Genomic DNA, 10332 nt, shown 5'->3' with positions numbered 1-10332 from the left:
CCAAGGGCATGGCTGGTTGGCTACGTTCGGGAGGGATAACCGCTGAAAGCATCTAAGCGGGAAGCCTGCTTCAAGATGAGTATTCCCACCCCCTTGAGGGGTTAAGGCTCCCAGTAGACGACTGGGTTGATAGGCCAGATCTGGAAGCCCGGTAACGGGTGGAGGTGACTGGTACTAATAGGCCGAGGGCTTGTCCTCAGTTGCTCGCGTCCACTGTGTTGGTTCTGAAACCACGAACAACCCCACGTTTGTCACAGAGCGTGGTGCGGTTGACAGTTTCATAGAGTTTCGGTGGTCATAGCGTGAGGGAAACGCCCGGTTACATTCCGAACCCGGAAGCTAAGCCTCACAGCGCCGATGGTACTGCAGGGGGGACCCTGTGGGAGAGTAGGACGCCGCCGAACAAATTTTAGAGAGCTGGTCCCCGAACTTCGGTTCGGGGACCAGCTCTTTTTTGTTTGGTGTCACTTGAAGTTCACGTTGCGCGACCAATATCCCCATCATGAGTACTGCTGCCATGCTCACCGCCGCGGGTGTCGGAGCCGGTGACGAGGTCGTCGTTCCGGCTTTCGGGAACGTGGAGCTCGCCGAGGCCGTCACCCAGGCCGGCGCCACCGTCGTCTTCGCCGACATAGACCCGGTGACGTACTGCCTCGACCCCGACGCGGTGGAGACGGTCATGACCCCGCAGACCAAGGCGCTCGTCGTCGTGCACCGCTTCGGGCGGACCGCCGACATGGCGCGGCTGCGGGAACTGGGGCAACGGCACGAGGTGCTGCTGCTGGAGCAGGGCGAGTCCGAGCTGCCGTACGACGAGATCGCGCAGCGCCGGGAGCGGGCAGCGTATCTCGACGGCCGGCTGACGGGCGTGCGCACACCGGTCAGCGGCGACGGACACACCTACCAGCAGTACGTGGTGCGGGTTCCGGGCAACGGGCGTCCGGACCGTGACGCCTTCGCAGCGGCCGTACGGGCCAGGGGAGTCGAGTGCCGGGTGCCGGTGAAGACACCGGTGCACCGCCTGCCCGGGTTCCGGCGGGACGTACACCTTCCCGAGACGGAGCGGGCCGCCGACGAGACCCTCTCGCTGCCTGTGGACGGGGCGCTGACGAAGCGGGAGATGCAGCGGATCGTCTCCGCGTGCAACGCGCTCGGCGGACTGCTGCAACCTGCCTTCTGATCAGGGCCGGACTGGTTGGGAGCACGGCCCAATTCAGGGTATGATCTCTCTTGTTGCCGCGAGGGAAACCTCAAAAGCGACAGGCCCCCCTAGCTCAGTCGGCAGAGCGTCTCCATGGTAAGGAGAAGGTCAACGGTTCGATTCCGTTGGGGGGCTCAAGCAGAAAAGGCCTCCGCCCTTGTGGGCGGGGGCCTTTCGCATTTCCCGTGTTTCCGGGCCGATGGACCTCGGCCCCCGGGTCCGGGTCCCAGGGGCGTCGGTCCTACGGTTCTCAGTCGGTGTGGAGGCCGGGGACACGCATGGCGAGGATCGCCATGTCGTCCGACGGGGCGTCGGAGGCGAAGCGCTCGACCGCGCGCATGATGCGTGCGGCGACCGCGCCGGCCGTCAGCCCCGTGCAGGTCGTGAGGACGTCCGCGAGGCCGTCGTCGCCGAGCATGCGGGTGCCCTCGCGCCGTTCCGTGACGCCGTCCGTCACACACAGCAGGACATCGCCCGGATCGAGTGTGACCGTCTGCTCGTACAGCTCCAGGTCCTCCATGACACCGAGGAGCGGCTGGGGCTCGGCGGCCGGCTCGACCGTTCCGTCCTGGCGCAGGCGCAGCGGGAGCGGATGGCCGGCGCAGACGACCTTCAGGACGGCGCTGCCGTCCTCCTGGGGCCACAACTCGCCGTAGAGGAGGGTCAGGAAGCGGCTGCGGGCGCCCTCGTCGAGGATCGCGGAGTTGAGCCGCTCCAGGACCGCGGGGCCGCCGTAACCCTCGCGCGCCAGCAGGCGCAGGGCGTGCCGGGCCAGGCCCGTGACCGCCGCCGCCTCCGGGCCCGTACCGCAGACGTCGCCGATGGCGAAGCCGTACGCGCCGTCACGGATCGGGAAGAGGTCGTAGAAGTCGCCGCCGACTTCGTTGCCCTCGCCGGCCGCGCGGTAGATGACCTCGACCTCGACGCCCTCGATCTGGGGGAGTTCCGGGGGCAGGAGGCTGCGCTGGAGGGACTGGCTGATGGCCGTGCGCTCCGAGTACAGCCGGGCGTTGTCCAGGGCGAGGGCCGCTCGGCGGGAGAGGTCCTCGGCCAACTCCAGGATCTCCTGGCGGAAATGCTCGTCCGACGGCTTGCCGAGGGTCAGCATGCCGATGACGCGGTTGCGGGCGACCAGGGGGAGGACGACGGTCTCGCCGCCGACGGCCGCGGCCGTCGCCAAGGTCGGGCCGATGCCGGAGGTGATCGACGTCTGTCCGCCGAGGCCCAGACTGCGCATCGAGGTCCGCAGGGCGGCGTCGTGGGCGGCCGCGGCCGGAGCCGACCAGACACGGGCGCCCGGGGTGGTCACCGGGTCCGGTGGGGCGATTTTCGAGAGCAACGCCTTGAGGCCGTCGATGAGTTCCTCGTCCTCGTGCAGGACGTACGAGAGGTACGGGTCGGAGGCCTGGTCGGCGATCGTGTACACCGCGCACCAGGTGGCCAGGGTCGGGACCGTCATCTGGGCCATGAGGGCGAGCGTCTGGTCGCGGTCCAGGGTGCCGGCGAGCAGGTCGGAGGCCTCGACGAGGAAGGACAGCGAGCCGCGGCGCAGGCGTTCCAGCTCGCCGAGGCGGGCCGATTCCACCGCCAGGGCGATGCGGTCCGCGGCGAACTGGAGGCGCAGGGCCTCTTCGTTGGAGTAGCGTCCCGGCGCTTCGGCGGCGACGCCGAGGGAGCCGGTGAGGCGGCCCTCGACCTTCAGCGGGACGGTGACGACCGAGCGCATGCCGGTGCCGCCGAGGAGGGGTACGGCGCCGGGGACGAGGGTCAGGTCCTCGTGGACGGCGGGCATCCGGGCCGAGCCGTAGCGGCCGGGGCCCGCCTCGACGGGGACGCGGGCGAAGCGCTGGCGGGCGGAGGGCAGGCCCGTGGAGGCGCGGACCTCCAACTCCGTCTCGTCGTCGGTCGCGAGGAGCAGGAAGGCGGAGTCGCCGTCGAGCATGTCGCGGGCCCGTTCGACCGTGCGCTGGAGGAGGCCGTCGAGGTCGTCGGGCGCGGGCGATCCGATGAAGACCTCGAACGGATCGGTGGCCTGGCCCTCGGTGTGGGTGCCCGCGTCGGAGGCGGGTCCGCGCAACGGGGTCTGCAGGACGGCGCGTTCGTGGTCGCGTACGAGGAGGCAGACGGTGGAGGGTTCGCCGGTCGTGTCGCGGACCCGCAGGTGTGAGGCGTACACGGGTGTGACGCGGCCGTCGGCGCAGCGGACGCCGTAACTGCCTTCCCAGCGGGAGAGTTGGAGGGCTTCGACGATGCCGGTGCCGGTGCCGGGGGTGTGCGGCCAGGCCGCGAAGTCGGTGAGCGGTTTGCCGGTGACCTGCTTGGCCGCGTAGCCGAAGAGTTCCTCGGCGTCCTCGTTCCAGGCGTTGATGGCGCCGGCGCGGTCGATCTGGACGACCGCGACGCGGACGCGGCTGTCGGCGAGCGGGAGCAGGTCGGCGGGGAGGGAGGGGCCGGCGGCCCGGGTGCCGACCGGGCGGTCGGGGAGGTCGAGCTGGAACCAGACCCGCTTGTGGGTGGGCGTGTAGTCGACGCCCCAGCGGCGGGCGAGGGCCGCGCAGAGCTGGAGGCCGCGTCCGCCCTCGCGGTCGGGGCTGCCCATGTTGATGGCCGCGGCCTGGAGTGGAATCTCACGTTCCGGGTAGCGGTCGGCCACCTCGATGCGTACGCCGTCGTCGCTGCGCAGACACAGGACGTCGGCGGAGGTGCCCGCGTGCACGACGGCGTTGGTGACCAGCTCGCTGGTCAGGACGACGGCGTCGTCGACGATGTCGGCGAAGCCCCAGCCCTGGAGGGTGTCGCGGACGAACGAGCGGGCGGTCGCGACGGAGCGTCCCACGGGGTCGAAACTGGCGGCCGCGCGCGCGGTGATCACAGAACTCCTCGTCCGGTCGTCGGCGGCGCGCGGGGTTCCGTGGCCTGCCCGCTCCTGCGTGGGCAGAGCGTCGTGCCCTGTCGGCCGGGGATCCTGGGGTGTCTCCCCGGGATGCAGTCCGGTGGTCATGGTGCGGTGCCCCTCCGATGCCTGCCCGCTCGTACTCGTGCCACCGCCCAGGCCGGACGGGACCGGCACGGCTGGACAGCCGCTTGCAAGGTTACTTACCTCCGCGGCCCGTGCGGATGCCGGTCACGGGTGTTTCCGTCTTGAAGAGTGCGGTGTTCCGTTCGGACAGGTGCGTGTGATTGCCTCCGGCCGGGGCCGGAGGATTGTCCTGCGGGTGTGCGGACGATGTGCGAAGCTGCCGAACTGTTATGGCCTGGTTCGGCCGGGGTGAAACACTGGGCAGGCTCCAGGAGAAGGTCCGGGCAGGTCGCATGCCTCCCGCGCACCACGAGAAGAAGTACCCGAGTACGCCGAGCAGTATTGGTCGACCCTTGCGGGAGGGACACAGTGGAGTCTGGCGCAGCGACGCGGGGCGGTAGGACGCGCGCGAAAGGCGGACAGTCCCTGAAGAGCGGGCGCACACCGCGCACCGGCACCACCGAGGTGGACACGGCGGCCCTGAACCGGCTGCTCGCCGCCCTGGTGTCGATGAGGGACGGCAACTTCCGCAAGCGGCTCACTGTTTCCGGTGACGGCGTGATGTCCGAGATCTCGGCGGTCTTCAACGAGGTCGCCGACCGGAATCTGCACCTGACGGGTGAGCTGTCGCGGGTACGGCGCGTGGTGGGCCGTGAGGGCAAACTCACGGAGCGGCTGGAGGCGGGCGCGGGCGACGGCGCCTGGGCGGCCGCCATCGACGCGTCGAACGCGCTCGTGGACGATCTCGTACGGCCCGTCTCCGAGGTCGGCCGGGTGCTGTCCGCCGTCGCGGAGGGTGATCTGTCGCCGCGCATGGACCTGCGCGCGCAGGCCGCGGACGGCAACGGGCATCCCCTGCGCGGAGAGTTCCTGAAGGTCGGCCGGACCGTCAACAATCTGGTGGACCAGCTCTCCACGTTCACCGACGAGGTCACCCGCGTGGCCAGCGAGGTGGGCACCGAGGGCAAGCTGGGCGGGCAGGCCCGGGTCCGCGGCATGTCCGGTTCGTGGAAGGACCTCACGGACTCGGTCAACACGATGGCGTACCGGCTCACCGCCCAGGTGCGGGACATCGCTCTCGTGACCACGGCGGTCGCCAAGGGTGACCTGTCGCGGAAGGTCACCGTCCATGTCGCCGGCGAGATGCTGGAGCTGAAGAACACCGTCAATACGATGGTGGACCAGCTGTCCTCCTTCTCCTCCGAGGTGACACGCGTCGCGCGCGAGGTGGGCACGGAGGGTGAGCTGGGCGGTCAGGCGCAGGTGCCCGGTGTGGACGGTGTGTGGAAGGACCTCACCGATTCGGTGAACCTCATGGCCGGCAACCTGACGGCCCAGGTGCGCGGGATCGCGCAGGTGACCACGGCGGTCGCGAGCGGTGACCTGTCGCAGAAGGTGACCGTCTCCGCACGCGGTGAGGTCGCGCAGCTCGCCTTGACGATCAACCAGATGACCGAGACGCTGCGCACGTTCGCCGACGAGGTCACCCGTGTCGCCAACGAGGTCGGCGGCGAGGGCCGTCTCGGCGGTCAGGCGAACGTGCCGGGGGCGGCGGGAACGTGGAAGGACCTCACGGACTCGGTCAACACGGTCTTCCGGAACCTCACGACCCAGGTACGGGACATCGCCGCGGTGACGACCGCCGTGGCCAACGGCGATCTGTCGCAGAAGGTCAGCGTCCAGGTCGCCGGCGAGATGCTGGAGCTGAAGAACACCGTCAACACGATGGTCGACCAGCTCTCGTCGTTCGGTGTCGAGGTCACGCGCGTGGCGCGCGAGGTCGGCGTCGAGGGTGAGCTGGGCGGTCAGGCCCAGGTCCCGGGCGTGGCCGGCACCTGGAAGGACCTGACGGACTCCGTCAACACGGCGTTCCAGAACCTGACCGGCCAGGTGCGCAACATCGCCCAGGTGACGACGGCGGTGGCGAACGGCGATCTGTCGCAGAAGGTCACCGTCGAGGTCGCCGGCGAGATGCTGGAGCTGAAGGTCACCGTGAACACCATGGTGGACCAGCTGTCGAGCTTCGCCGACCAGGTGACCCGGATGGCCCGTGACGTGGGTACGGAGGGCCGGCTCGGCGGTCAGGCCCGGGTGGACGGCGTTTCGGGTACGTGGAAGGAACTCACGGACTCCGTCAACTTCATGGCGGGGAACCTGACTTCGCAGGTGCGGCAGATCGCGCAGGTGACCACGGCGGTGGCCCGGGGTGACCTGTCGCAGAAGATCGACGTGGACGCGCGCGGCGAGATCCTGGAGCTGAAGAACACCATCAACACGATGGTCGACCAGCTCTCCGCGTTCGCCGACCAGGTGACGCGGGTGGCCCGTGACGTGGGTACGGAGGGCCGGCTCGGCGGTCAGGCGCAGGTGCCCGGCGTCGCCGGCGTGTGGCGCGACCTGACCGACTCGGTGAACGGCATGGCCGGCAACCTCACCGCCCAGGTGCGCAACATCGCCCAGGTCGCGACGGCGGTGGCCCGGGGTGACCTGTCGCAGAAGATCGACGTGGACGCGCGCGGCGAGATCCTGGAGCTGAAGAACACCCTCAACACGATGGTGGACCAGCTCTCGAACTTCGCCGAGCAGGTGACGCGGGTGGCCCGCGAGGTGGGCACGGAGGGCATCCTCGGCGGACAGGCCGAGGTGCAGGGTGTCTCCGGCACCTGGAAGGACCTCACCCAGTCGGTGAACTTCATGGCCAACAACCTGACCATCCAGGTGCGCAACATCGCCGAGGTCACGACCGCGGTCGCCATGGGAGACCTGTCCAAGAAGATCACCGTCGACGCCAAGGGCGAGATCCTCGAACTGGTCACCACCGTCAACACGATGGTCGACCAGTTGTCGTCGTTCGCCGAGCAGGTGACCCGGGTGGCCCGCGAGGTGGGCACCGAGGGCCAGTTGGGCGGTCAGGCGCGGGTGCCGGGTGTCACGGGCATCTGGAAGGACCTGAGCGACAACGTCAACCTGATGGCCTACAACCTGACCATGCAGGTGCGGAACATCTCGCAGGTCGCGGCGGCCGTCGCCAACGGCGACCTGACCCGCACGGTGACGATCGAGGCGCGCGGCGAGGTCGCGCAGCTCGCCGACACCTTCAACACGATGGTGAAGACGCTGAGTTCGTTCGCCGAGCAGGTCACCAAGGTGGCCCGCGAGGTGGGTACGGACGGCATCCTCGGCGGCCAGGCGCACGTCCCGGGAGTCGCGGGGACCTGGAAGGACCTCACCGAGTCGGTGAACGGGATGGCCTCCAACCTGACCGGCCAGGTGCGCAACATCGCGATGGTCACCACGGCCATCGCCAAGGGCGATCTGACCAAGAAGATCGACATCGACGCGCGCGGCGAGATCCTGGAGCTCAAGACCACCATCAACACGATGGTCGACCAGCTCTCCTCGTTCGCGGAGGAGGTCACCCGGGTCGCCCGCGAGGTGGGCACCGAGGGGCAGCTGGGCGGCCAGGCGCGCGTCCGTGACGTCGACGGCACCTGGCGCGACCTCACCGAGTCGGTGAACGAGATGGCCGGGAACCTGACCCGGCAGGTGCGTGCCATCGCGCGCGTGGCGACCGCGGTGACCCGCGGCGACCTGAACCTGAAGATCGACGTGGACGCCTCCGGCGAGATCCAGGAACTCCAGGACTACATCAACAAGATGATCGCCAACCTGCGCGACACCACGATCGCCAACAAGGAGCAGGACTGGCTGAAGGGCAACCTCGCCCGTATCTCCGCCCTGATGCAGGGCCGCCGCGACCTCGACGACGTGGCCTCGCTGATCATGAGCGAGCTGACGCCGGTCGTCTCGGCCCAGCACGGCGCGTTCTTCCTGTCGATGCCGCTGGTCGACGGCAAGGACGCGGGCACCGAGGACGAGGAGGCGTACGAGCTGCGCATGCTCGGGTCGTACGGCTACTCGATGGGCTCCATGCCGACGTCGTTCCGGCCCGGCGAGGCACTGATCGGGACGGCCGCGCAGGAGAAGCGCACGATCCTCGTGGAGAACGCGCCGAGCGGCTACCTGAAGATCTCCTCCGGGCTCGGCGAGGCGCCTCCGGCGCAGGTCATCGTGCTGCCGGTGCTCTTCGAGGGGACCGTGCTCGGTGTCATCGAGCTGGCGTCGTTCACCCCCTTCACGCAGATCCAGAAGGACTTCCTGAACCAGATCGCGGAGATGATCGCGACGAGCGTCAACACCATCTCCGTCAACACCAAGACGGAGGTGCTGCTGCGGCAGTCGCAGGAGCTCACCGAGCAACTGCGGGAACGTTCCGCGGAGCTGGAGAACCGGCAGAAGGCGCTCCAGGACTCGAACGCGGAGCTGGAGGACAAGGCCGAGCTGCTGGCCCAGCAGAACCGCGACATCGAGGTCAAGAACACGGAGATCGAGGAGGCGCGGCAGGTCCTGGAGGAGCGCGCCGAACAACTCGCCGTCTCCATGCGCTACAAGAGCGAGTTCCTGGCGAACATGTCGCACGAGCTGCGGACGCCGCTCAACTCGCTGCTGATCCTCGCGAAGCTGCTCGCCGACAACGCGGACACGAACCTCACCCCGAAGCAGGTCGAGTTCGCCGAGACGATCCACGGGGCGGGATCCGACCTGCTCCAGCTCATCAACGACATCCTCGACCTGTCGAAGGTCGAGGCGGGCAAGATGGACGTGTCGCCGACCCGTATCGCACTCGTCCAGCTCGTCGACTACGTGGAGGCGACCTTCCGCCCGCTGACCGCGGAGAAGGGGCTCGACTTCTCCGTACGGGTCTCGCCCGAGCTGCCCGCCACGCTGCACACCGACGAGCAGCGGCTTCTCCAGGTGCTGCGCAACCTGCTCTCCAACGCGGTGAAGTTCACCGACTCCGGGGCGGTCGAGCTGGTGATCCGGCCGGCCGGCGCGGACGTGCCGGTGGCCATCAGGGAGCAGCTCCTGGAGTCGGGGTCGCTGCGGGACGCGGACGCCGACCTCATCGCGTTCTCCGTGACCGACACCGGTATCGGGATCGCGGCGAGCAAGATGCGGGTGATCTTCGAGGCCTTCAAGCAGGCGGACGGCACGACGAGCCGCAAGTACGGGGGTACGGGGCTCGGGCTCTCCATCTCGCGGGAGATCGCGAGGCTGCTGGGCGGCGAGATCTACGCCCAGAGCGAGCCGGGCCGCGGCTCCACCTTCACGCTGTACCTGCCGCTGCACCCGAGCGAACTGCCGCCCCAGGGCTACGGGCAGCTCGCGCCGGCGCTGGAGGCGGGGGAGCTGCTGGCGTCCGAGGGTGAACTGCACAGCATCGGGATGCCGGCCGAGGTGAAGTCGTACCAGGACGCCCAGAACGGGCCCGCCGCGCTGTTCAGGAGGCGCCGCAGGGCGCTGCCCACGGCCGAGCAGCGCGCGGACGTCTCCGGGCAGCCGGACGATGCCGCGAGCGCCGCTCAGGACCCGTGGGCGGCCGCGGCGCAGCAGGACGCGGGGCCGCAGCGGGGCCGCGGCATCCGCTTCGAGGGCGAGAAGGTGCTGATCGTCGACGACGACATCCGCAACGTGTTCGCGCTGACCAGCGTCCTCGAGCAGCACGGACTCTCGGTGCTGTACGCGGAGAACGGCCGAGAGGGCATCGAGGTCCTGGAGCAGCACGACGATGTGACGGTCGTTCTGATGGACATCATGATGCCCGAGATGGACGGCTATGCGACGACCACCGCGATCCGGCGGATGCCGCAGTTCGCGGGGCTGCCGATCATCGCGCTGACGGCGAAGGCGATGAAGGGCGACCGGGAGAAGGCGATCGAGTCGGGCGCGTCCGACTACGTGACCAAGCCGGTCGATCCCGATCACCTGCTGTCGGTGATGGCGCAGTGGATGCGTGAGGGGTGACACACTCGGGGGAGCGACGCGGGTCGTCACGGTGTGTCCGGGCGTCGGCACACCGTGCGGACCTCGCCCCCGGGCGGTCCCGCGTCGGATGACTGACTGTGCCCGAAGCCGTGTAGAAGCACGGGATACGGGGAACCTTCTGGTCCCCTGCCGCGTTTCTGCTACGTGCACAGTGACATCACGGTGACAGGGTGTGGCGACGGGCGGGGTGCGGCTAGCATGACCGGCACAAGGACGGACGGCGCAA

At 69.1% G+C, this 10332-nt stretch carries 3 protein-coding genes, 1 tRNA gene and 2 rRNA genes; 5 read left to right on the top strand and 1 reads right to left on the bottom strand.

The window, feature by feature from the left end; all coding sequences use genetic code 11:
* From ACFYYF_RS20450 to ACFYYF_RS20435, 4 genes are all read left to right on the top strand, one after another.
* Window positions 1–198 (top strand): 23S ribosomal RNA (locus ACFYYF_RS20450); the annotation flags it as partial.
* 89 nt (window positions 199–287) lie between these two features.
* A 5S ribosomal RNA gene (gene rrf, locus ACFYYF_RS20445) occupies window positions 288–404 on the top strand.
* Window positions 405–517: 113 nt separating this feature from the next.
* Window positions 518–1180 carry a DegT/DnrJ/EryC1/StrS family aminotransferase gene (locus tag ACFYYF_RS20440; RefSeq protein ID WP_388777602.1) on the top strand — a complete coding sequence of 221 codons (663 nt, stop codon included), beginning with the start codon at window positions 518–520 and terminating at the stop codon, window positions 1178–1180.
* 83 nt (window positions 1181–1263) lie between these two features.
* Window positions 1264–1336 (top strand) — tRNA-Thr (locus ACFYYF_RS20435).
* Window positions 1337–1451: 115 nt separating this feature from the next.
* Here ACFYYF_RS20435 and ACFYYF_RS20430 read toward each other — a convergent pair.
* The gene (locus tag ACFYYF_RS20430) at window positions 1452–4202 is read right to left on the bottom strand and encodes a SpoIIE family protein phosphatase (protein ID WP_388777562.1); all 2751 of its coding nucleotides are present in this window, start codon (window positions 4200–4202) and stop codon (window positions 1452–1454) included.
* A 387-nt stretch (window positions 4203–4589) separates the two neighbouring features.
* Here ACFYYF_RS20430 and ACFYYF_RS20425 point away from each other — a divergent pair, with 387 nt between their 5' ends.
* Window positions 4590–10085, top strand: coding sequence for a HAMP domain-containing protein (locus ACFYYF_RS20425; RefSeq protein WP_388777559.1), 5496 nt, complete (start codon window positions 4590–4592; stop codon window positions 10083–10085).
* The last annotated feature ends 247 nt before the right edge of the window (window positions 10086–10332 follow it).

The sequence above is a fragment of the Streptomyces sp. NPDC001914 genome, from assembly GCF_042891215.1.
GTDB lineage: Bacteria > Actinomycetota > Actinomycetes > Streptomycetales > Streptomycetaceae > Streptomyces.
This window is presented reverse-complemented; position numbering and strand designations above follow the sequence as displayed.